At 60.1% G+C, this 21,957-nt stretch carries 19 protein-coding genes; 10 read left to right on the top strand and 9 right to left on the bottom strand.

The window, feature by feature from the left end:
* The first annotated feature begins 7 nt into the window (after positions 1-7).
* On the top strand, positions 8-901 hold the full coding sequence (locus tag ACM110_RS06785; RefSeq protein WP_416127147.1) for a LysR substrate-binding domain-containing protein: 894 nt from the start codon (positions 8-10) through the stop codon (positions 899-901).
* Here the strand turns inward: ACM110_RS06785 and ACM110_RS06790 are convergent.
* The 5 genes from ACM110_RS06790 to ACM110_RS06810 all read right to left on the bottom strand — a co-directional run bounded on the left by ACM110_RS06790 (position 867) and on the right by ACM110_RS06810 (position 6,195).
* Positions 867-1,481 carry a GNAT family N-acetyltransferase gene (locus ACM110_RS06790; protein ID WP_416127148.1) on the bottom strand — a complete coding sequence of 205 codons (615 nt, stop codon included), beginning with the start codon at positions 1,479-1,481 and terminating at the stop codon, positions 867-869. The two genes, ACM110_RS06785 and ACM110_RS06790, sit on opposite strands and share 35 nt — an antisense overlap.
* 14 nt (positions 1,482-1,495) lie before the next feature.
* The gene (locus ACM110_RS06795) at positions 1,496-3,751 is read right to left on the bottom strand and encodes an Orn/Lys/Arg decarboxylase N-terminal domain-containing protein (RefSeq protein ID WP_416127149.1); all 2,256 of its coding nucleotides are present in this window, start codon (positions 3,749-3,751) and stop codon (positions 1,496-1,498) included.
* Between the two features lie 235 nt (positions 3,752-3,986).
* Complete coding sequence (gene dnaQ, locus ACM110_RS06800) at positions 3,987-4,745, bottom strand: DNA polymerase III subunit epsilon (protein ID WP_338580484.1); 759 nt, start codon at positions 4,743-4,745, stop codon at positions 3,987-3,989.
* 146 nt (positions 4,746-4,891) lie between these two features.
* Positions 4,892-5,344, bottom strand: coding sequence for a ribonuclease HI (rnhA, locus tag ACM110_RS06805; protein WP_056855556.1), 453 nt, complete (start codon positions 5,342-5,344; stop codon positions 4,892-4,894).
* A 92-nt stretch (positions 5,345-5,436) separates the two neighbouring features.
* Positions 5,437-6,195 carry a class I SAM-dependent methyltransferase gene (locus ACM110_RS06810; protein ID WP_338580482.1) on the bottom strand — a complete coding sequence of 253 codons (759 nt, stop codon included), beginning with the start codon at positions 6,193-6,195 and terminating at the stop codon, positions 5,437-5,439.
* Positions 6,196-6,260: 65 nt separating this feature from the next.
* Between ACM110_RS06810 and gloB the strand changes: the two genes are divergently transcribed.
* From gloB to fabI, 8 genes are all read left to right on the top strand, one after another.
* A complete protein-coding gene (gene gloB / locus ACM110_RS06815; RefSeq protein WP_416127150.1) occupies positions 6,261-7,028 on the top strand; it encodes a hydroxyacylglutathione hydrolase in 768 nt (255 codons plus the stop codon).
* A gap of 99 nt (positions 7,029-7,127) precedes the next feature.
* Positions 7,128-8,570 (top strand): transglycosylase SLT domain-containing protein, encoded by a 1,443-nt coding sequence (locus tag ACM110_RS06820; RefSeq protein WP_338580480.1) that lies wholly within the window; start codon positions 7,128-7,130, stop codon positions 8,568-8,570.
* Between the two features lie 205 nt (positions 8,571-8,775).
* Complete coding sequence (locus tag ACM110_RS06825) at positions 8,776-10,596, top strand: extracellular solute-binding protein (protein WP_416127293.1); 1,821 nt, start codon at positions 8,776-8,778, stop codon at positions 10,594-10,596.
* The gene (locus ACM110_RS06830; RefSeq protein ID WP_416127151.1) at positions 10,593-12,434 is read left to right on the top strand and encodes an extracellular solute-binding protein; all 1,842 of its coding nucleotides are present in this window, start codon (positions 10,593-10,595) and stop codon (positions 12,432-12,434) included. Before ACM110_RS06825 ends, ACM110_RS06830 begins: the two co-directional genes overlap by 4 nt.
* 4 nt (positions 12,435-12,438) lie before the next feature.
* Positions 12,439-13,512 carry a microcin C ABC transporter permease YejB gene (locus ACM110_RS06835; RefSeq protein ID WP_034146535.1) on the top strand — a complete coding sequence of 358 codons (1,074 nt, stop codon included), beginning with the start codon at positions 12,439-12,441 and terminating at the stop codon, positions 13,510-13,512.
* 1 nt (position 13,513) lies between these two features.
* Positions 13,514-14,533, top strand: a complete 1,020-nt coding sequence (locus tag ACM110_RS06840; RefSeq protein WP_416127152.1) for an ABC transporter permease — start codon at positions 13,514-13,516, stop codon at positions 14,531-14,533.
* Position 14,534: 1 nt separating this feature from the next.
* On the top strand, positions 14,535-16,145 hold the full coding sequence (locus ACM110_RS06845; protein ID WP_338580474.1) for an ABC transporter ATP-binding protein: 1,611 nt from the start codon (positions 14,535-14,537) through the stop codon (positions 16,143-16,145).
* 20 nt (positions 16,146-16,165) lie between these two features.
* Positions 16,166-16,960 (top strand): enoyl-ACP reductase FabI, encoded by a 795-nt coding sequence (gene fabI, locus ACM110_RS06850; protein ID WP_034146538.1) that lies wholly within the window; start codon positions 16,166-16,168, stop codon positions 16,958-16,960.
* Between the two features lie 59 nt (positions 16,961-17,019).
* Here fabI and ACM110_RS06855 read toward each other — a convergent pair whose 3' ends face one another.
* Positions 17,020-17,877 carry a LysR family transcriptional regulator gene (locus tag ACM110_RS06855; RefSeq protein ID WP_416127153.1) on the bottom strand — a complete coding sequence of 286 codons (858 nt, stop codon included), beginning with the start codon at positions 17,875-17,877 and terminating at the stop codon, positions 17,020-17,022.
* Positions 17,878-17,990: 113 nt separating this feature from the next.
* Between ACM110_RS06855 and ACM110_RS06860 the strand changes: the two genes are divergently transcribed.
* Positions 17,991-18,416 (top strand): VOC family protein, encoded by a 426-nt coding sequence (locus tag ACM110_RS06860; RefSeq protein ID WP_416127154.1) that lies wholly within the window; start codon positions 17,991-17,993, stop codon positions 18,414-18,416.
* 128 nt (positions 18,417-18,544) lie between these two features.
* Here ACM110_RS06860 and ACM110_RS06865 read toward each other — a convergent pair whose 3' ends face one another.
* The 3 genes from ACM110_RS06865 to ACM110_RS06875 all read right to left on the bottom strand — a co-directional run bounded on the left by ACM110_RS06865 (position 18,545) and on the right by ACM110_RS06875 (position 21,951).
* On the bottom strand, positions 18,545-19,126 hold the full coding sequence (locus ACM110_RS06865) for a GGDEF domain-containing protein (RefSeq protein ID WP_416127155.1): 582 nt from the start codon (positions 19,124-19,126) through the stop codon (positions 18,545-18,547).
* 73 nt (positions 19,127-19,199) lie between these two features.
* On the bottom strand, positions 19,200-19,781 hold the full coding sequence (locus ACM110_RS06870; RefSeq protein ID WP_416127156.1) for a hypothetical protein: 582 nt from the start codon (positions 19,779-19,781) through the stop codon (positions 19,200-19,202).
* 1 nt (position 19,782) lies between these two features.
* Positions 19,783-21,951 (bottom strand): molybdopterin cofactor-binding domain-containing protein, encoded by a 2,169-nt coding sequence (locus ACM110_RS06875; RefSeq protein ID WP_416127157.1) that lies wholly within the window; start codon positions 21,949-21,951, stop codon positions 19,783-19,785.
* Positions 21,952-21,957 lie beyond the last annotated feature (6 nt).

Raw genomic sequence — 21,957 nt, forward strand, 5'->3', positions numbered from 1 at the left:
TTCACGCATGCGCTTACGCCATATCGAAGTGATCCAGGCGCTCCTGCAGACCGGTCACCTGGGCACCGCCGCCGAATGGCTGCAGTTGCCGGTGACCGAGGTCGAGCGCATTTTGCGCGACGCCGAGGATCAGTTGGGCTTCATGCTGTTCTCCAGCGTGCGCGGGCGCTTGCAGGCGACGCGTGAGGCGCGGGAATTGCAGGTTGAAATCGCCCATGTCTATGAGGCGCTCGAACCGGTGCAGCGTCTGGCCAATAGCCTCAAGCAATACCTCGCCCCTCCACTACGTATCATCTGCACCCCGCCGCTGGCCCAGCAATTGTTGCCGCACAGCATTGCAGCACTGCGTCGACGCGTGCCCGATGCGCCTTGCACCCTTCTCAGCCAACCCACCCGCGATATCGTCAAAAGCCTGTTGCTGCGCGAAAGCGATCTGGGTCTGAGCCTGCATGACCCGGACCGTGCCGAGATTGATTGCCAGGTGATTGCCCAGGGCAAACTGCAACTGCTCGCGCCGCACGGCTGGCTGCAACCGAAACAGAAGTACATCTCGCTGCAGGATCTGGCCGGTCAGGCGATGGTGGGTCTGGAAGGTCATGACCCGCTCAGCCCGGCCCTTGAGCACAAACTGCACGCGCTGCGCCCGGCGCCGGTGATTCAGACCCGGGTCCAGACCCATCAAATGATGCGCAGCATGGTCGAGGCCGGCGAAGGCCTGGCCATCGTCGACCCTTTCACCGCCCTCGGCGCCAAATCCGCCGGGCTCGATGCCTGCCCGCTGGCCCCCGCCGTTCCGATCAGCCTCTACGCCTTGACCTTGAAGAATGGCGAGCCTTCGCCCGCCGTCCAGACCTTGCTGGCGATCATCACGGAACAAGCCGCGGCGATGCTGGGGAACTGATCGGGTTTTCCAACGGGTTATCGAACACGCGATACCAGAACAGCGCCACCTCGGCGGTATTGGGATCGATGCCGCGATAGCGCATGTGGTCGATGCCGCCGATCACGTAGCCGCACCGCTCATACAACCGGCACGCGCCGAGATTGTTGTTCTGGGTTTCGAGCATGATGCCCGGCAGTTTTTTCTTGCGGCTCCAGAACTGCGCCACATCCAGCAATGCCTTGGCCACGCCATGGCGTCGCGCCGGAGCATGTACGGCCAGTTCGTCGATATGGGCAAAACCGTTCCAGTTGGTGCTGATCACCAGATGGCCGACGGGTTCGTCATCCAGATAGGCCATGAAAATCGCACTGTCGGCGGCGTCGCGGAAACTGCTGAACTCTTCAGGATCGATGCCATAGCATTTGCGGTACGGCGTAATCGGCGTGACTGTCCATTGCTCCACCGGCTGGCCTATTTCAGGCGCACCGTAGACAGCGACTTCAAAACTGAAATCACTGCCCCAGATGTAAGCGGCAAAACCTTCGTCGGCAACCCGCACCGACAGTCCTGGATAATTTGGATTCATGACCGGTTGCATACTGGGAAAGGTCCTCATTCCTTGATGCAATCGACGGTGTAGTGCCGCCCATTGCCCTCGTCTTCATGTTGCAATCCGTGCACATCGGCGACGAACCCCGGGAAACTGCTATCGAATGTGCGAGCAAACGCCAGGTAGTCGACGATCGAGCGGGTTGACTCGGTAAAGCGTTCACCGGGCATGATCAACGGAATGCCCGGGGGATACGGCACCAACATCACGGCAGCGATCCGCCCGTCCAGAGCATCGATCGACACCGCTTCGACTTCGCCGCGCACCAGGTAATCATAGGCGTCCGCCGGCTTCATGGCGATTTCCGGCAGTACGGTGTACATGCGCTTGAGATGTTTGGCCGTGGCATTGCTGCGATAGCAGGCGTGCAGTTGATCGCACAGATCGCGTAGCCCCATGCCCTGATAGCGTGCAACATTCTGCTGCGCCACACACGGCAGGCAATTCGCCAGGCTGACATTGGCGTCGTAACTGCGCTTGAACTCCAGCAGCTCGGTGAGCAGCGTGCTCCATTTGCCCTTGGTGATGCCCATGGAGAACAGCACAAGGAACGAATACAACCCGGTCTTTTCCACCACCAGCCCGCGCTCCCAAAGGAACTTGCTGACCACCGCTGCGGGAATCCCGCGTTCACTGAGAGCGCCGCCCGCGGTCAGGCCCGGCATCACCAGGGTGACCTTGATCGGATCAAGCAACACGTAATCGTCGGTCACATCGCCGAAGCCGTGCCAGTCATCCTCCGGTTGCAGCAACCAGTCTTCAGTCACCACCCGGTCGATGCCTTCTACCGACGGCGGCTGCCAGATCGAAAACCACCAGTCATCCGCCGCAATGTGCTGACGCAGATTGGCCAGCGCCCGACGAAAGCTCAGGGCTTCGTCGAACATTTCCTGCAACAGCGAACGCCCGGCCCCGCCCTCCATCATCGCCGACGCGACGTCCAGCGAAGCGATGATGCCGTACTGCGGCGAGGTGGAGATGTGCATCATGAACGCTTCGTTGAAGCGGTCACGATCCAGTTGCCGGGCGCCACCGTCCTGCACGTGAATCATCGACGCCTGGCTGAACGCCGCCAGCAGTTTGTGGGTGGAATGGGTGGTGAACACCAACGGGCCATCGTCACTGCGGGACGTGCCCATGCCGTAACGCCCGGCGAAAAACTCATGGAACGCCGCGTAGGCGTACCAGGCTTCATCAAAGTGCAGCACCTCGACGCTGTTGCCCAGCTGCTGTTTGATCAGCTCGGCGTTGTAACAGAGGCCGTCATAGGTGGAATTGGTCACTACTGCGAGTTTGACCTTGGGTGCCCGGCCCTTGGTCAGCGGGCTGGCATCGATCTTGGCCTTGATCGCCTGCGGACTGAATTCGCTCAAGGGAATCGGGCCGATGATGCCCAACTCGTTACGCTCCGGGCACAAGTACAACGGAATGGCGCCGGTCATGATGATCGAGTGCAGTACCGATTTATGGCAGTTGCGATCCACCAGCACCAGGTCATCGCGCGCCACCATGGAGTGCCAGACGATCTTGTTGGCAGTCGAGGTGCCGTTGATCACGAAGAAGGTATGGTCGGCGCCGAAGTTGCGCGCCGCCCGCGCCTCGGCTTCCGCCAGTGGCCCGGTGTGATCGAGTAGAGAGCCGAGTTCCGGCACCGAGACCGACAGATCCGAGCGCAGGGTATTTTCCCCGAAGAACTGGTGAAACGCCTGCCCCACCGGGCTCTTGTGATACGCCACGCCGCCGCCATGGCCGGGGGTGTGCCAGGAATAATTGGAATCGGCGGTGTGTTGCACCAGCGCCTTGAAGAATGGCGGCAGCAGTCCGTCCAGATACTTGCGCGCAGCCCGCGCCACTTGCCGGGCTAGAAACGGCACGGTGTCCTCGAACAGGTAAAGAATCCCGCGCAGCTGATTGAGCTCGGCCATGGCGTCGGCGGGCGCGTTTTCCAGGGTCACTTGTTCGCCCAGGGCGAAGATCGGCAAATCCGGCGCACGCACACGCGCCAGTCCGATCAACTCGGCCATATTGTGTAACAAATGAGAATGGGCGCTGGCGTCTTCCGCTGCGATCAGCATGCACGACAGGCCGTGATGCGTCGACGCGACCAGCCGCCCTTCGGTGTAATCCATCGCCGAGACGATGCTGAAACCTTCCTGTTCCAGCTCCCGGGCGATACCCCGCACGCGATCGCCGGCGACAGTATCGGCCTTGATGTCGCGATGGACAATCAAGACCGGGAATTTCAGATCTTTGTACATGAGGCTCAGTGTCCCGAGGCGGCAGACCAGAGCCTGCCAATCACCTCAGGGTAGAGGGTTGAAGCGGATGTGGCGAGTGTGATGCCCTGAAATGGGTCATTCGTCGCATGCCAGTGGTGCGGTTTATTGGAGATCAAAGGATTGCAGCCTCGTTTCACTCGACAGCTCCTACAGGATTACGCATTCCCTTGTAGGAGCTGTCGAGTGAAACGAGGCTGCGATCTTTTCGAAAGTCCTACGCCTGTGCTTCCGCCTCGGCCAATTGCAACCACAACGCCGGGGCGCCGGCGGATTTGCTGATGATTTCCAGACGCGTCGCGTGTTGCGCCAGATCGTCTTCACTGGCGCGAATGATGAGGGCCGGCTTGCGATCGGCCGGCAGACGACGGATTTCAGTGGCGGAGTTGTCCGCGCCTTCACCGGAACCATTGCCGTCGGACGCGTTACCGGCCAGGGACAGGCTGGTCTGGCCGCCGGTCATGGTCAGGTAGACGTCGGCGAGAATTTCGGAGTCGAGCAAGGCGCCGTGGAGTTCACGGCCGGAGTTATCGACGCCATAACGTTTGCACAACGCATCGAGGCTGTTGCGCTGCCCCGGGTGACGTTCCCGGGCCATCATCAAGGTATCGAGGATCGAGCAGTGTTGCGTGATGTCCGCACGTTCGTGCTGGCCCATCAGGGCAAATTCGTTGTTGATGAAGCCAACGTCGAACGCCGCGTTATGGATGATCAGTTGCGCGCCCTTGATGAACTCGAAGAACTCTTCGGCCACCTCGGCGAAGCGCGGCTTGCCCACCAGGAATTCGTTGGTGATGCCGTGGACGCCGATGGCGCCTTCATCACTTTCGCGGTCCGGTTGCAGGTAAACGTGAAAATGCCGGCCGGTCAGGCGCCGACCGATCAACTCGACACAACCGATTTCGATAATCCGGTGGCCGTCGGTCACCGGCATGCCGGTGGTTTCGGTATCGAGTACAACGGATCTGGTGGCCATCAGTGCTCAGCTCTCAACGGGTCAATCGTGCAAAAAACGCGGATATTAACATGCTCCCCGTAGGAGCTGCCGCAGGCTGCGATCTTTTGATCCTGAAAAGCACAGTCAAAAGATCGCAGCCTACGGCAGCTCCTACAGGATCAAAATCAGTCTTGCTTGTAGCCACGCACTTCATCCACGCCACGGTTGGCCAATTGGTCGGCCCGTTCGTTGCCGTGATGGCCAATGTGCCCGCGCACCCATTTCCAGGTGACGTTGTGGCGGTTGACCTGTTCGTCGAGCAGCTTCCACAAGTCAGCGTTCTTCACCGGTTCTTTCGCAGCGGTTTTCCAGCCGCGTTTTTTCCAGTTGGCCATCCACTCGTTGATGCCTTTCATCACGTACTGGGAGTCGGTCACCAGCAACACATCGCACGAACGCTTGAGTTCTTCCAGGCCGCGAATCGCGCCCATCAGCTCCATGCGGTTGTTGGTGGTATTCGCTTCGCCGCCCCAGAGTTCTTTTTCAACGCCCTTGCACACCAGCAACGCGCCCCAGCCACCAGGACCGGGATTGCCTTTGCAGGCGCCATCAGTGAACAGTTCTACGCTATCGCTCATGCCAATCTATCCAGAAAATGCGGTGGCCCGCCGATCGCTGATCGACAACGCCCGAGACCGGGGCAACCCCGGTCGGAAATTGAAATTGGGTATTACGGTTCGATATTGCGCCGGTTGACCTTGGCCATCGGCAACGGAATCAGCTTGCCCATCGGTTCGCGGCGTTCCTGGCGGACCGGTCGCAGCCCTACGACAATCTTGCGCGCGACCAATAAATAGAAGCCGCCGCCGGACAATTGCCAGTCACCGGCCTTGCGTTCCCAACCGGCCAGACGGGTCTGCCAGGCAGGCGAGGCAAGCGGCGGACGATAGCACCCGAAGCGGCGTTTCTCCAGCGCGAAGCCCAGCAGGTTCAACCAGTCAGCCACCCGTGACGGAGAAATGCAGCGCGCCTTGCCCAACCCGTCATGAGCAAACACATGACGCAGGCCCCAAGTGCTCCAGGGATTGATGCCTATGATCAACAGATGCCCGCCGGGCCGAACGCTGCTCGCGGCTTCGCGCAGCAAACCGTGGGGCGACAGGCAGAAATCCAGGCCGTGCTGCAACACCACCACATCGGCGGCATGCTCGCTCAACGGCCAGGCCTGTTCCTCGCAGACAATCTCGACCCCCGGCAACGGTGCGCCGAGGCGTACATTGCGTTGGACTTGCGGTGCCGACGGCGGAGTTTGCGCGGACGGGCCGTAATGCACCAGATAGCCGCCGAAAAAGCGCCCGAGCTCTTCTTCGAGCATGCGCCGTTCTTCATCCAGCAAAAATTGCCCGATCGGACCGGACAGCCACTCGCGGGCCTCGCTGATCAATTCCAGCCAGTCAGGATCGGCCTGAGCGAACGCTTTATCGGTCATTGCATTCTCCAACGCGCCAGGAAGTTCTAAGATGCGCCATTGTTTTCCGCTTGGCGAATCCGACGATGATACAGATCACTGCCCTGCCCGCCTTCACCGACAACTACATCTGGTTGTTACAAGACCCCGACACCCGGCGCTGCGTGGTGGTCGATCCGGGCGATGCCGCGCCGGTACAAGCCTGGCTCGCGGCAAATCCGACGTGGGTACTCAGTGATATTCTGATCACTCACCACCATCATGACCATGTCGGCGGCGTCCAACAGCTCAAGAAAGCGACGGACGCAAAAGTCTATGGCCCGGCCAGCGAAAACATCCCGGCGCGGGACGTGGCCCTCAAGGACAACGATCGCATCAACGTGCTCGGCCATGACTTTGATGTTATCTCCGTACCCGGTCACACCTTGGGGCACATTGCCTATCATCACCCCGGTCTGCTGTTCTGTGGCGACACCCTGTTCGCTGCCGGTTGCGGCCGTTTGTTCGAGGGCACGCCCCAGCAAATGTACACCTCGTTGTCGCGTCTCGCGGCGCTTCCCGAGGATACGCGGGTGTACTGCACCCATGAATACACCCTGAGCAATCTACGCTTCGCCGCTGCTGTCGAGCCGGGTAATCCGGACACCCTCGAACGCCTGGCCACCGTCACCCGACAACGGGAAGCCGGCATCATCACGCTGCCTTCCACGGTGGCCCTGGAAAAGCGCACAAATCCGTTTTTGCGCACCGGCGAAACATCCGTTAAAGAAAAAGCGGATGAACGGACCGGCACCGATAACTCCGCGCCCGATATGGTTTTTGCTGCTTTAAGGGCGTGGAAAGACACGTTCTAAACAGCTTGCACGATGGTCCTAAAACGCTGAAAGGTTGACCGCAGAGGGTGCGCTTTCTAGAATCGCCCGACATTTTTGCCCGGAACTTACTTCCAGCCAATGTCGTCATCCATACGTAAGTCCATCAATTCAGACGCATTGACCCGCTTGGCTCAAGCCATAGCGGTGGCTGTGTCCGCCACTCTGGCGGGTTGTTCCAGCCATGCTCCGCAGACTGAAGCGACACATACGCCGAACATTGCTGCCCGCGCCAAGCAGAAGCCTGTCTGGCTCAGCGAAAAGCCGAGCCCGCAGATCCCGCAGGACGTCTGGGAGCGCATGCGCCAGGGCTTCCAGTTGCAGGACAACGTGGGCGTCAACCCGCGCATCGAGCAACAGCGCCTGTGGTTCGCCAGCAATCCTTCGTTCCTCGAAAACGCCGGGGAACGCGGCAGCCTCTACATTCACTACATCGTCGAACGCCTTGAAGAACGCAACATGCCGCTGGAACTGGCACTGCTGCCGGTGATTGAAAGCGCCTACAACCCGATGGCCTATTCCCGGGCCGATGCGGTTGGCTTGTGGCAGTTCATTCCGTCCACCGGGCGTTACTTCAACCTGCGTCAAACCCGCTTTTATGACGGACGTCGCGACATTACCGCGTCGACCACCGCGGCGATGGATTACCTGACCCGTCTGCACGACATGTTCAACGGCGACTGGCTGTTGGCCCTGGCTGCCTACAACGCCGGTGAAGGCACGGTCAGCCGCGCAATCGAGCGTAATGAAAAGCTGGGCTTGCCGACCGACTACTGGAACCTGCCGCTGCCCGCCGAGACCCAGGCCTATGTGCCGAAGTTGCTGGCCCTGTCACAAGTGGTGCTGGCGCCGGAAGCCTACGGGGTGAATCTCAACCCGATCGCCAACGAACCGTATTTCCAGGTCGTCGAAATCAACCAGCGCATGGACCTGTCCAAGGTTGCCGCGGTGGCCAACATCGACGAAGACGAACTGTTCCAGCTCAACCCGGCCTTCAAGCAGCGCACCACCATCGACGGCCCCCAGCATTTGCTGGTGCCGACGTCCAAGGCGCAGTTGCTGACCACCAGCCTGCAAACCATGCGTCCGGAAGAGCTGATCAGCAAGAAGCCGCTCAAGCCTGTGTTCGATGGTGCAGACAACACGGCAGTGGCCAGTGCCAAACGCAATTACCGGGTCAAACGCGGCGACAACCTGGGCTCCATCGCCAAGGCCAACAATGTCGACGTCAAGGATATCCAGCGCTGGAACAAGCTGTCGGGCAAAAACCTCAAGCCCGGCCAGACCCTGGTCTTGCAGGACACCAGCAAGCGCAGCCCGGGTCGCGTCAACACCGTGGTTGCGGCCAATTCCAAGACCAAAGCCAAGAAGTCGCAATCGCAGTACAAGGTTCAGCAAGGCGATTCGCTGTACATCGTGGCCAAGCGCTTCAACGTTGAAATGCAACACCTCAAGCGCTGGAATCCGCGGGTCGGCCAAGCGCTGAAGCCGGGGCAGATGCTCACGGTATCGAACCCGCACTAAAATAATGTCGCGCCGAAAAGATCGCAGCCTTCGGCAGCTCCTACAGGATGAACACCATTCCATGTAGGAGCTGCCGAAGGCTGCGATTTTTTTTATGTCCAAACAGTGCTTTCGAAGGCCGTCTTTTTCCTGTCCATACAAGCTGTTACTGTACGGGCCACCAAGCCCAAGCCGCCCGGATCGGATTTCTTATTTGAAGCGTCCCCTGCTCCTGCTCCTGATCAGCCTGGCCTTGAGTTCCAACGCAAGCGCGACGATCAGCGAAAGCCATGGTTATGCGCAGTTCGGCACGCTCAAGTATCCGGCCAGATTTACCCACTTCGACTGGGTCAACCCGCAAGCGCCCAAGGGCGGTACGTTGCGGGTGATGGCGTTTGGCACGTTCGACACACTCAACCCGTACACTTTCAAGGGCACCAGCCCGGTTGCCACGCCGAACTTCCTGCAATACGGCATCAACGAGCTCAACGAACCGTTGATGGTCGGCACCGGCCAGTACGCACCGTCGGGCGACGAGCCCACCTCCAGTTATGGCCTGATCGCCCAATCGGTGGAGTACAGCGAGGATCGCAGCTGGGTGGTGTTCAACCTGCGCCCCGAAGCGCGCTTCCACGATGGCACGCCGATCACCGCGTACGACGTGGCGTTCTCCTACCGTTTGCTGCTCAAGGAAGGCCATCCGCAGTACCGCACCAATCTTCAGGAAGTATTGCGGGTCGACATTCTCAACCCGCAGCGTATTCGGTTCGTGTTCAAGCGCGCCGGCAATCCTTTGCTGATCCTGCGTCTGGGCGAGTTGCCGGTGCTGCCGCAGCACTACTGGAAAGGTCGCGACTTCAAGGCGACCACCTTCGAACCGCCGCTGGGCAGCGGGCCGTATCGCATTACCTCGGTGACACCGGGCCGGCAGATCGTCTTCGAGCGGGTCAAGGATTACTGGGGCAAGGATCTCTCGGTCAACCGTGGCAAGTACAATTTCGACCGCATGGAAGTCGAGTTCTATCGTGACAGCGACGTCGCGTTCGAAGCGTTCAAGGCCGGTGAGTTCGACATCTACATCGAGCATCAGGCAAAGAACTGGGCCAACGGTTATGGCTTCCCGGCGATACGCCGTGGCGAGGTGATCAAGGCGCAGATCCCGCACCAGATCCCGACTCAGACGCAAGGCCTGTTCATGAACAGCCGCCGCGCGACGTTTGCCGAGGCCCGGGTTCGCGAAGCACTGGGGTTGATGTTCGACTTCGAGTGGACCAACCGCACGCTGTTCAGCGGCGCCTACAAACGCGCCATGAGTTACTACCCCAACAGCGAGTTCTCCGCCACCGGCCTGCCGGTCGGCCATGAATGGCTACTGCTCAAGCCGTACCGCGAACAGCTTCCCGCCCGATTGCTCACCGAACCGTTCAGCCTGCCGCAAACCCAGGGCCAGGGCATTCCTCGGGAAACCATGCGCAAGGCCTTGAGCCTGCTCGCCGAGGCGGGCTGGAAGCTCAACGGCCAGCGCTTGCAGAACGCGGCCGGGCAACCGTTGCGCCTGGAGATCTTGCTGGTCAATCCGAACCTGGAACGCATCCTTCAGCCTTACGTCGAGAACCTCGCCAGCATCGGCATCGACGCCCGGTTGCGCACCGTCGATCGCGCCCAGTACAAACAGCGTCTCGACCAGTTCGACTTCGACATGATCCTGATGACCCTTAACCAGACGCTTAGCCCCGGTCTGGAACAGTGGCAGTACTTTCACTCCAGTCAGGTCGGGGTCAAGGGCAGCAAGAACTACGCGGGCATTGCCAATCCGGTGGTCGATCATCTGCTCGAACAACTGCTCGCAGCCAAGACCCGCGATGAGCAAGTCGCCGCCGGCAAGGCCCTCGACCGGGTGCTGCTGTGGCAGCACTACATCATTCCCAATTGGTATCTCAATTATCACCGCCTGGCGTACCGCAACCGGTTCGCCTTCGTCACTACGCCGCCCTATACCCTGGGCCTGAGCGCGTGGTGGTTGAAATCTTCGGAGAAAGATCGATGAAACCCATCAGCGCCCTGCTCTTGCAGGCCAGCGCCCTATTGTTCGCCGGGCTGGTCAGTGCCGCCCCGCAACATGCGTTGACCCTGTACAACGAACCGCCGAAGTACCCGGCCAACTTCAAGCACTTCGATTACGTCAACCCGGACGCGCCCAAGGGTGGCATCTTCCGGCAGGCCGGTTTCGGCGGTTTCGACAGCCTCAACCCGTTCATCAGCAAAGGCGTGTCAGCCAACGATATCGACCTGATCTACGACACCCTGGCCAGGCAGAGCCTGGACGAACCCTTCACCGAATATGGCCTGATCGCCGGCAAGATCGAAAAAGCCCCGGACAACGACTGGGTGCGTTTCTATCTGCGGCCCGAAGCGCGTTTCCATGACGGCCATCCGGTGCGCGCCGAAGACGTGGTGTTCAGCTTCCAGACGCTGATCAAGGACGGTGCGCCGATGTACCGCGGTTACTACAACGACGTCGAAGATGTGGTTGCCGAAGATCCGCTGACCGTGCTGTTCAGGTTCAAGCATAAAAACAACCGGGAGTTGCCGTTGATCCTCGGCCAGTTGCCGGTGCTGCCCAAACACTGGTGGGCGACCCGTGATTTCAACAAGGGCAACCTTGAGATGCCACTGGGCAGCGGACCGTACAAGGTCGCCGAAGTGAAGGCCGGGCGTTCGGTGCGCTATGAACGGGTGAAGGACTATTGGGGCAAGGACCTGCCGATCAATCGCGGGTTCTACAACTTCGATGTGATGACCACCGACTATTACCGCGACAACACCGTGGCGCTCGAAGGCCTCAAGGCCGGGCAGTTCGATTACTGGCTGGAGATGACCGCGAAGAACTGGGCCAACGCCTACAACATTCCGGCGGTCACCGAGGGCCGGCTGATCAAGGAGCAAATCCCCAACGGCAACCCTACCGGCATGCAAGGCTTCGTCTTCAACTTGCGCCGCCCAGTGTTCCAGGACGTGCGCGTGCGCCAGGCACTGACCCTGTTGCTGGACTTCGAATGGACCAACAAACAATTGTTCAACGGCGCCTACGCGCGTACCCGCAGTTATTTCGAGAACTCGGAAATGGCCGCCACCGGCCTGCCGGACGCCGATCAACTGGCGATTCTTGACCCGTTCCGCGGCAAGATCCCCGAGCAAGTGTTCACCGAGGCGTTCCAGAACCCGGTCACCGACGGCAGCGGCATGATCCGCACCCAGCAACGCAAGGCCTATCAGTTGCTGCAAGAAGCCGGCTGGCGCATCGTCGACGACAAGATGGTCGACGCCACCGGCAAACCGGTGAGCATCGAATTCCTGCTGGCCCAGACCGAGTTCGAGCGGGTGCTGCTGCCGTTCAAGCGCAACCTGAGCGACCTGGGCATCGAACTGGTGATCCGCCGCGTCGACGTCTCGCAATACGTCAATCGCGTGCGCTCGCGGGACTTCGACATGATCGTCGGCAGCTTCCCGCAGTCCAACTCGCCGGGCAACGAACAGCGTGAATTCTGGATGACTGCGGCCGCCGACAAACCCGGCAGCCGTAATTCCATGGGCCTGAAAGACCCGGTGGTGGACCAACTGGTCGAGCAACTGATCAACGCCGATTCGCGCAAAAGCCTGGTAGCCCACGCCTGTGCACTGGACCGCGTGCTGCAATGGGGTTATTACGTGATCCCCAACTGGCACATCAAGACCTGGCGCGTGGCGTACTGGAACCACATCGGCCATCCGAAGGTCTCGCCTAAATATGACATCGGCACGGCCACGTGGTGGGTCAAGCCCGATGCGAAACCGGCGATAGAGATCGAAACCAAATTGCAAGCCGACCCTGCGGGCACGGAGTAATCAGATGCTGGCGTATATTTTTCGGCGACTGCTGCTGATCATTCCGACCTTGTTCGGCATATTGCTGATCAATTTCGTGATCATCCAGGCCGCCCCCGGCGGGCCGGTGGAGCAGATGATCGCCAAGCTCGAAGGCTTCGAAGGCGCCACCAGCCGCATTGCCGGCGGCGGTGCCGAAGTGTCGGTGGCCGGTTCCGCCTATCGCGGCGCCCAAGGCCTGGACCCGGCGCTGATCAAGGAAATCGAGCACATGTACGGCTTCGACAAATCGGCGCCGGAACGTTTGTGGATCATGGTCAAGAACTATGCTTCGCTGGATTTCGGCGACAGCTTCTTCCGCGATGCCAAGGTCATCGACCTGATCAAGGAAAAGATGCCGGTGTCGATCTCGCTCGGGTTGTGGAGCACGCTGATCATGTACCTGGTGTCGATCCCGCTGGGGATCGCCAAGGCCACGCGACACGGCAGCCACTTCGACGTCTGGACCAGTTCGGCGATCATCGTCGGCTATGCGATCCCGGCGTTCCTGTTCGCAATCCTGCTGATCGTGGTATTCGCCGGCGGCAGTTATCTGGACTGGTTTCCGTTGCGCGGGCTGACCTCGAACAACTTCGATGAATTGAGCATGGGCGGCAAGATCCTCGACTACTTCTGGCACCTGGCATTGCCGGTGACCGCGTTGGTGATCGGCAACTTCGCGACCATGACCCTGCTGACCAAAAACAGCTTCCTCGACGAGATCAACAAGCAGTACGTGGTTACCGCCAAGGCCAAGGGCCTGACCAATCACCGCGTGCTCTACGGCCACGTATTCCGCAACGCCATGCTGCTGGTGATCGCCGGCTTCCCGTCGGCGTTCATCGGGATTTTCTTCACCGGTTCGCTGCTGGTGGAAGTGATCTTTTCCCTCGACGGTCTCGGCCTGATGAGCTTCGAAGCCGCGATCAACCGTGATTACCCGGTGGTGTTCGGCACGCTGTTCATCTTCACCCTGCTAGGGCTGGTGGTGAAACTGATCGGCGACCTCACCTACACCTTTGTCGATCCGCGCATCGACTTCGAAAGCCGGGAGCATTGAGATGAACCTGTCCCCTCTCAATCGCCGCCGCTTCGAACTGTTCAAGGCCAACAAGCGCGGCTGGTGGTCGCTGTGGCTGTTTTTGATCCTGTTCGGCGCCAGCCTCGGAGCCGAGCTGATCGCCAACGACAAGCCGCTGGTGGTGCACTACGACAACGGCTGGTACTTCCCGGCGCTCAAGCGTTACCCGGAAACCACCTTCGGCGGCGAGTTCCCACTGGAAGCCAACTACAAGAGTCCGTACATCCGCGAACTGCTCAAGGCCAAGGACGCCTGGGTGTTGTGGGCGCCGATTCCGTTCAGCTACCAGAGCATCAACTACGACCTGAAAGTCCCGGCCCCCGCGCCGCCCTCGGCGGACAACCTGCTGGGCACCGATGACCAGGGCCGCGACGTGCTGGCCCGGGTGATCTACGGTTTCCGCGTTTCGGTGCTGTTTGCCCTGACGCTGACCGTGCTCAGCTCGATCATCGGCGTGATTGCCGGTGCGTTGCAGGGCTTCTATGGCGGTTGGGTCGATCTGGCCGGGCAGCGTTTTCTGGAGATCTGGTCCGGATTGCCGGTGCTGTACCTGCTGATCATCCTCGCCAGTTTCGTTCAGCCGAATTTCTGGTGGCTGCTGGGGATCATGCTGCTGTTTTCCTGGATGAGCCTGGTGGACGTAGTGCGCGCCGAGTTCCTGCGCGGGCGTAACCTCGAATACGTACGTGCCGCCCGGGCACTGGGCATGCAGAATGGCGCGATCATGTTCCGCCACATCCTGCCCAACGCCATGGTCTCGACCATGACCTTCATGCCGTTCATCCTGACCGGCGCCATCGGTACGCTGACCGCCCTGGATTTCCTCGGCTTCGGCTTGCCGGCCGGCAGCCCGTCGCTGGGTGAACTGGTGGCCCAGGGCAAATCCAACCTGCAGGCGCCGTGGCTCGGCATGAGCGCGTTTGCGGTGTTGGCATTGATGTTGAGTTTGCTGGTGTTCATCGGCGAGTCCGCTCGCGATGCCTTCGACCCGAGGAAGTGAAATGAATCAGGACAATCTGATCGAAGTGCGCGACCTCGCCGTCGAATTTGTCGTCGGTGATCACAGTCAGCGCGTAGTCGAAGGCGTCAGTTTCGACATCAAGCGCGGTGAAACCCTGGCGCTGGTGGGCGAAAGCGGTTCCGGCAAATCGGTGACCGCGCACTCGATCCTGCGTTTGCTGCCCTACCCGCTCGCCCGTCATCCGTCCGGCACCATTGAGTATGCCGGACAAAACCTGCTGAACCTGAAAGAAAAAACCATCCGCCACATCCGCGGTAACCGGATTGCGATGATCTTCCAGGAGCCGATGACCTCGCTCAACCCGCTTCACTCAATCGAGAAGCAGATCAACGAGGTGCTGGGCATCCACAAAGGCCTGGTTGGCAAAGTCGCGACCAAGCGTACGTTGGAGCTGCTGGAGATGGTCGGCATCCCCGAGCCGGAGAAGCGCCTCAAGGCCCTGCCCCACGAATTGTCCGGCGGTCAGCGTCAACGCGTGATGATCGCCATGGCCCTGGCCAACGAGCCGGAGCTGCTGATCGCCGACGAACCGACCACCGCACTGGACGTGACCGTTCAGCTGAAAATCCTCGAATTGCTCAAGGAATTGCAGGCCCGCCTGGGCATGGCGCTGCTACTGATCAGTCACGATTTGAACCTGGTGAAAAGAATTGCGCATCGCGTATGTGTCATGCAGCGCGGTTGCATCGTCGAACAGGCATCGTGCGAAGAGTTGTTCCGCGCGCCGCAACATCCGTACACTCGGATCCTGCTGGCAGCGGAGCCCAGCGGGACGCCGGCGACCAATGAAATCGGCCCGCCACTGCTGGCAGTCGAGGACCTGAAGGTCTGGTTCCCGATCAAGAAAGGCCTGCTCAAGCGCACGGTGGATTACGTCAAAGCGGTGGACGGCATCAATTTCAGCCTGCCCCAGGGCCAGACGTTGGGGATTGTGGGTGAAAGCGGATCCGGCAAGTCGACGCTGGGGCTGGCGATCTTGCGGTTGATCGGCAGCAAAGGCGCGATCCGTTTTGAAGGCAAACAGCTAGACTGCCTGACGCAACAACAGGTCAGGCCGCTGCGTCGAGAGATGCAGGTGGTGTTTCAGGACCCGTTTGGCAGCCTGAGCCCACGGATGTGCGTGAGCCAGATCGTTGGCGAAGGCCTGCGGATCCACAAGATCGGCACCGAGGCGGAACAGGAACAAGCGATCATTGCGGCACTCAAGGAGGTAGGTCTGGATCCGGAAACCCGGAACCGCTACCCCCACGAATTTTCCGGCGGGCAACGGCAGAGAATCGCCATTGCCCGGGCATTAGTGCTAAAACCGGCGTTGATTCTGCTGGACGAGCCGACTTCGGCCCTCGACCGCACCGTGCAACGCCAAGTGGTGGAGCTTTTGCGTTCACTGCAAAGCAAGTACAACCTGACGTATCTGTTTATCAGCCATGATCTGGCTGTGGTGAAAGCGCTGAGCCACCAGCTGATGGTGGTCAAGCATGGCCAAGTGGTCGAACAGGGAGACGCGCAAAGCATTTTTGCCGCCCCCCAACATCCGTATACACAGCAGTTGCTGGAAGCCGCTTTTTTGGCACCAGCCACTGCGCAATAACCTGAAAAGAGGAGCAACACATGGGTTTTCTCGCCGGTAAGCGCGTACTGATCGTCGGTGTCGCCAGCAAGCTGTCCATCGCATCCGGCATCGCTGCCGCCATGCATCGCGAGGGCGCTGAGCTTGCCTTCACTTATCAGAACGACAAACTCAAGGGTCGTGTCGAAGAGTTCGCACAAGGCTGGGGTTCGAGCCCTGAGCTGTGCTTCCCGTGCGACGTGGCCAGCGATGCAGAAATCGCCAAGGTCTTCGAAGAACTGAGCAAGAAGTGGGACGGCCTGGACTGCATCGTTCACTCCGTCGGCTTCGCACCGGGCGACCAACTGGACGGCGACTTCACCGAAGCCACCACCCGTGAAGGTTTCCGCATCGCTCACGACATCAGCGCCTACAGCTTCGTGGCCCTGGCCAAAGCCGGCCGCGAAATGATGAAAGGCCGCAACGGCAGCCTGCTGACCCTGTCGTACCTGGGCGCCGAGCGCACCATGCCGAACTACAACGTAATGGGTATGGCCAAGGCTTCCCTGGAAGCCGGCGTCCGTTACCTGGCCGGCTCCCTGGGCCCGGACGGCACCCGCGTAAACTGCGTATCGGCCGGCCCGATCCGCACCCTCGCTGCTTCCGGCATCAAGAACTTCCGCAAGATGCTGGCCGCCAACGAAGCGCAAACCCCGCTGCGTCGCAACGTCACCATCGACGAAGTCGGCAACGCCGGCGCCTTCCTGTGCTCGGACCTGGCTTCCGGCATCAGCGGCGAAATCATGTACGTGGACGGTGGTTTCAACACCACGGCCATGGGCAACATCGAAGAGTGATCTTCGGTTAGCCAATAAAAAACCCGCCTGTTTTGGCGGGTTTTTTTGTGCCTGGGATTTCACGGCGTCAGGCAACTTGCAAACAACTGCTGAATCGGCTGTTGTCGCTGGCTGTAGCGCTGCAACAAGACGATCTCCCGATAAAAGGTCAATTCGCCTAAACGGATTACCCTCACCTTTGCCCCATGTTCAAGCCACAACCCGGCCTCGGGCAGCAGCGAAACACCCAAACCGCACTCAACCATTTTCACAATCGCTTCAAGCTCATCCAGTTCCAGGGCAACGTGCACATCAATCTGTTGCTCACGCAGAAACCGTGTAACCAGCCGCCCGCCGAACGAATTGCGGTCGTAGCGCACGTGGGGATGTGCGGCGAGTAACTGCAACGGCTCGTCGCCTTCAAGATCGGCCGGCACGATCAGCACGAAGGGTTCGCGACGGATCACCTGTGCCGACAATTCCTTGGGCAATTCGAATGGCGGTTTGATCATGATCGCCAGGTCCACTTCGCCGGTGTCCACCTGGCTCAACAGATTCAGCGACACGCCGGGCACCAGTTTCGGTTCCAGCAATGGTGCTTGCTGGCGCAATCGCAGCAGCGCTTGGGGCAGCAGCCCGGTTTGCACGGTTGCGACTGCGCCGATCTTCAGTTCGCCACGGTACTCGCTGACGTCATCGCTGACCGCCATGCGGCTGAAGGTCTCGAGCATTTCTTTGGCCATCGGCAACGCACGTTGACCCGCCGCATTGAGCAGCGCCTGGCGCCCGGTGCGATCGAATAGACGAATGCCGAGTGCCTGTTCCAGATTGCGGATCTGCGCGCTGACCGCCGACTGCGTCAAACCGATGTGCATGCCCGCTGCCGCAAACGTGCCGTAGCGTGCTACGGCGATAAAGGTCTTCAACTCGCGCAGCATGGCCACACCTCGATTGATCGAAATAATTTGAGCTCGGCGCAAAAACTATCGCCTTTCAATCAAAATGCACAGAGCTAAACTCGACTCAACTTCCCATGATCGAGGCTCGCCTGATGCAACTCTCTCCTTTTCACTTGGCCATTCCTGTCTACGACCTGGCCGCCGCGCGGCACTTTTATGGCTCGGTGTTTGGCCTGGAAGAAGGTCGCTCCAGCGATCATTGGGTCGATTTCAACTTTTTCGGTCATCAACTGGTGATTCACCTGGCGCCGAAAAACGCCTCACAAGAAGCCGCGCACACCAACGCCGTCGACGGCCATGATGTGCCGGTGCCGCACTTTGGTGTGGTGTTGGGGATGACGGAATGGGAAGCGCTGGCCGAGCGCTTGCAGTCGCTGGGGACGCGCTTCGTGATTGAGCCGGGAATTCGTTTTCAGGGATTGGTGGGCGAACAGGCGACGATGTTTTTGTTCGATCCTTGCGGGAATGCGCTGGAGTTCAAGGCGTTCAAGGATATTGGGCAGTTGTTTGCCAAGTGAGTGCCTGATAGGGCCTCATCGCGGGCAAGCCCGCACACAGGTCCTTTGGTGTACACAAACTATGTGATCGACAGAAATCACTGTGGGAGCGGGCTTGCCCGCGATGAGACCAGTGCAGCATCACACGGCTACCGGCCCATCACCCTTTCAGCCTCAGCCAACAGTTCTTCCACCGAACCATGCAGCGTCGGATCAAACTCGATCTGCCCAATGCTGAAACGAATATCAAACCCGCGATGCACCGTGGCATTGCGTTCATCGAGTATCTCTTCAAGCCGTGCCTTGATCGCCGTGAGATCCATACTGCCGGAGCCGGTCAACAACGCTACAAAGGTCGCGCCTTCCAGCCGGCCGATCACATCGCTTTCCCTGAAACCAATGCGCAGCACGTCGGCGAAGGTTTTCAGGGCATCGTCGCCCTCGGCGCGGCCAAACAGGTAGTTGATGCGTTTGAACTCATCGAGGTTGAAAAACAGCAGCGTCGCCGGCCGCTCAAGTTGTGCGCAGGCCTCCAGCCCCATTTGCGCCAACGCAATGAAGCCGTGGCGATTGGGTAACAGCGTCAGCTCATCCATGCTTGCCATCTGCACGCCCGTCAGCTCTTTTTCAGCCTTGCGGGCCAGGTCGCGCAGCAGGTCGCGTTCCTGTAACGGCGTGCGCAAAGGGTCTGCGCCGACGCCTTTTTTGTGCGGCTTGCCTGAAATCAGCATCACAAACTCCAGTGTGGGTATGTTCTTTAGAGCCCTCGATACCGGGTTTGACTCCCTGTTTACGGGCCGTTGGTCAGCTACCCACCACCGGACACGGCCCACCGGCATTCGCCCAGAGCTTGAATTGCGTGACGAAAATGTCATGCGGCACCGGCACTGGCGCGCGATTACCGCCCGGATTCCAGCCCCACAGCACCAGTTTGTCTTCGCTGACATGTTTGATCAGCGCGGCAAAATCCCGGTCACCGTTGGCCTTGCGGTCCTTGATCATGCTGCACAGCTTGTCCGGAGGCAGACCGATCCAGGCCATTTTGTGCGCCGCCGGCGGCAGGCTCCAATGTGGCGCACCTGGCGGCGCCTTGGGTCCGTAACTGGCTGGTGGATTGGCTTTGGCGTGGCAACTGGCGCAGGGCAAACCGGCCGCGCCTTTGCCATCCATGCCGCGCACGACGTTCATCGCATGGGGCGTTCCGGCATCGAACTGCAATGGCGAATCGCCGGGAATGTGGCAGTTCTGGCAACGCGGGCTCTGGAAGACCTGACGCACGGTGTCGAAGGCTTTCAGCGCCGACTTGTCATCGGCAAACAGCTCCGTTGCGTAGATGAACAGGCAAAGCAGCAGCACCGAACCGAGCAACCAATGATGTCGTTTCATCTCACACCCCCGACAGCTGCAACGGCAGCTCACGCAGGCGTTGACCGGTCAGGGCGAACACCGCATTGGCCACCGCCGGCGCCGTGGGCGGCACGCCGGCCTCGCCGATGCCTCCGGGTTTATCGCTGCTGGGCACGATGTGCACTTCAACCACCGGCATCTCGTAGAGCCGCAACACTTGATAGTCGTGGTAGTTGGATTGCACCACTTGGCCGCCCTTGAACGTCAGGTGACTGTGCAAGGTAAAGCCCAGGCCGAACGCAATGCACGATTCCATTTGCGCCGCGATGCTCTGCGGATTCACCGCGATCCCGCAATCGACTGCGCATACCACGCGATGTACGCGGATCGCCAGGTTGTCCTGGGACACCTCGGCGACCTGCGCCACGTAACTACCAAACGACTCATGCACCGCCACGCCCAAGGCATGGCCGTCCGGCAGCGGCGCTTTCCAATTGGCTTTTTCCACCGCCAGGTTCAACACACCAAGATGACGCGGATGCTCCTTGAGCAGTGTTCGCCGGTACTCCACAGGGTCTTTGCCCGCCGCGCTGGCCAGTTCATCGATCAACGATTCCATGACGAACGCCGTATGACTGTGCCCCACCGAACGCAACCACAGCACGCTGATGCCGGTTTTCGGTGAGTGCAGTTCAACCTGATGATTGGCCATCCCCTCAAGGTAGGGACTGTCCGCCACACCTTCGACCGAGGTCTTGTCGATGCCATCCTTGACCATGGCCGCTTCGAGCATGGTGCCGGCCATGATCGACTGGCCGACCATCACATGCTTCCACGCCACCGGCATGCCATCGGCTCCCAAACCGACCTGCGCCTGATGCAGGAAGGCCGAGCGGTAGTAGCCGCCACGGATATCGTCCTCCCGCGCCCAAACGGTTTTCACCGGTCCACCGGCCGCTTTGGCGACGTATACCGCTTCGGCGACAAAGTCCGACGTCGGATTGGCCCGCCGACCGAAACCGCCGCCAAGAAACTCGGTGTGGATCTCGACCTGTTCGGGTTTGAGTCCGGTGATTTTCCCGGCGATCATCTGGTCCAGAGTCTGGAACTGGGTGCCGGTCCAGATTTCGCATTTATCCTTGGTGATGTTCACGGTGCAGTTGAGCGGTTCCATCGGCGCGTGGGCCAAGTACGGCACGCTGTATTCGACGTCAATTTTCTTTGTCGCTTTTGCCAGCGCAGCCTGAGTATCCCCTGCCTTGCTGGCCGGCAGACCGGGAGTGGCGGCGAGTTTGCGAAAGTCCTCCAGCAGTGTCTGACTATCAAGCCCGGTGTTCGGCCCCAGGTCCCACTCGACGTGCAGTGCATCGCGCCCCAGCTTCGCCGCCCAATAGTGATCGGCGATCACCGCCACGCCGGTCGGCACCTGCACCACTTTGTGCACGCCGGGCACCGCCAACGCTTCCGCGCCTTCGAAGGATTTGACGCTACCGCCGAACACTGGCGAGCGCGCGACCATCGCGGTCATCAGGCCGTCGAACTGCACATCCATGCCGAACTTCGCCCGACCAGTGATTTTCTCAGGTGTGTCCAGACGTTTGGTGGGCCTGCCAATGATGGTCCAATCCTTGGCGTCTTTGAGTTTGATCGTCGCCGGGTCCGGCACGGGCAGCTTGCCGGCGTCATCGGCCAGTTCGCCGAAAGTGGCGCGCTGGTCACCGGCGAATACCACACCCGAATCGGTGCGAATCTGCGAAGGCGCCACGTTGAAGCGCTTGGCCGCCGCCTCGATCAACATCAATCGCGCTGCCGCACCCGCCTGGCGATAGCGATCGAACTCCATCCAGGTCGAGGTCGAGCCGCCGGTAATCTGCATCCCGCCAAAACCGGCCAGACCGTAATCGGCGGCTGAGGCTGGCGAATGTTCGACCTTTATTTTCGACCAGTCGGCGTCCAGCTCTTCAGCGATCAGCATGGTCAGGCCGGTCCAGATGCCCTGGCCCATTTCCGAATGGCCGAGCAATACCGTGACGCTGTTGTCATTGCCGATGCGCAGGAAGGCGTTGGGGGCGAACACGTTGCCCTGATTCTCGGCCGCCCCGGCAAAACGATGGGCACCGGGAATGACAAACGCCACCACCAGCCCACCGCCCAACACGGCAGAACCCTTGAGGAAACCGCGACGCGATAACGGGTTGAGACTGTTCATGGACAC

Source organism: Pseudomonas sp. NFX98, assembly GCF_047784845.1.
Taxonomy (GTDB): domain Bacteria; phylum Pseudomonadota; class Gammaproteobacteria; order Pseudomonadales; family Pseudomonadaceae; genus Aquipseudomonas.

Excerpts from the sequence above, each read along its gene's own strand:
- ACM110_RS06810 (WP_338580482.1), bottom strand. The coding sequence starts at position 6,195 with ATGACCGATAAAGCGTTCGCTCAGGCCGATCCTGACTGGCTGGAATTG.
- ACM110_RS06840 (WP_416127152.1), top strand. The coding sequence starts at position 13,514 with ATGAACCTGTCCCCTCTCAATCGCCGCCGCTTCGAACTGTTCAAGGCC.
- ACM110_RS06795 (WP_416127149.1), bottom strand. The coding sequence starts at position 3,751 with ATGTACAAAGATCTGAAATTCCCGGTCTTGATTGTCCATCGCGACATC.
- gloB (WP_416127150.1), top strand. The coding sequence starts at position 6,261 with ATGATACAGATCACTGCCCTGCCCGCCTTCACCGACAACTACATCTGG.
- ACM110_RS06870 (WP_416127156.1), bottom strand. The coding sequence starts at position 19,781 with ATGAAACGACATCATTGGTTGCTCGGTTCGGTGCTGCTGCTTTGCCTG.
- ACM110_RS06785 (WP_416127147.1), top strand. The coding sequence starts at position 8 with ATGCGCTTACGCCATATCGAAGTGATCCAGGCGCTCCTGCAGACCGGT.
- fabI (WP_034146538.1), top strand. The coding sequence starts at position 16,166 with ATGGGTTTTCTCGCCGGTAAGCGCGTACTGATCGTCGGTGTCGCCAGC.
- ACM110_RS06835 (WP_034146535.1), top strand. The coding sequence starts at position 12,439 with ATGCTGGCGTATATTTTTCGGCGACTGCTGCTGATCATTCCGACCTTG.
- ACM110_RS06845 (WP_338580474.1), top strand. The coding sequence starts at position 14,535 with ATGAATCAGGACAATCTGATCGAAGTGCGCGACCTCGCCGTCGAATTT.
- ACM110_RS06820 (WP_338580480.1), top strand. The coding sequence starts at position 7,128 with ATGTCGTCATCCATACGTAAGTCCATCAATTCAGACGCATTGACCCGC.
- ACM110_RS06875 (WP_416127157.1), bottom strand. The coding sequence starts at position 21,951 with ATGAACAGTCTCAACCCGTTATCGCGTCGCGGTTTCCTCAAGGGTTCT.
- dnaQ (WP_338580484.1), bottom strand. The coding sequence starts at position 4,745 with ATGGCCACCAGATCCGTTGTACTCGATACCGAAACCACCGGCATGCCG.
- ACM110_RS06855 (WP_416127153.1), bottom strand. The coding sequence starts at position 17,877 with ATGCTGCGCGAGTTGAAGACCTTTATCGCCGTAGCACGCTACGGCACG.
- ACM110_RS06860 (WP_416127154.1), top strand. The coding sequence starts at position 17,991 with ATGCAACTCTCTCCTTTTCACTTGGCCATTCCTGTCTACGACCTGGCC.
- rnhA (WP_056855556.1), bottom strand. The coding sequence starts at position 5,344 with ATGAGCGATAGCGTAGAACTGTTCACTGATGGCGCCTGCAAAGGCAAT.
- ACM110_RS06830 (WP_416127151.1), top strand. The coding sequence starts at position 10,593 with ATGAAACCCATCAGCGCCCTGCTCTTGCAGGCCAGCGCCCTATTGTTC.
- ACM110_RS06790 (WP_416127148.1), bottom strand. The coding sequence starts at position 1,481 with ATGCAACCGGTCATGAATCCAAATTATCCAGGACTGTCGGTGCGGGTT.
- ACM110_RS06865 (WP_416127155.1), bottom strand. The coding sequence starts at position 19,126 with ATGCTGATTTCAGGCAAGCCGCACAAAAAAGGCGTCGGCGCAGACCCT.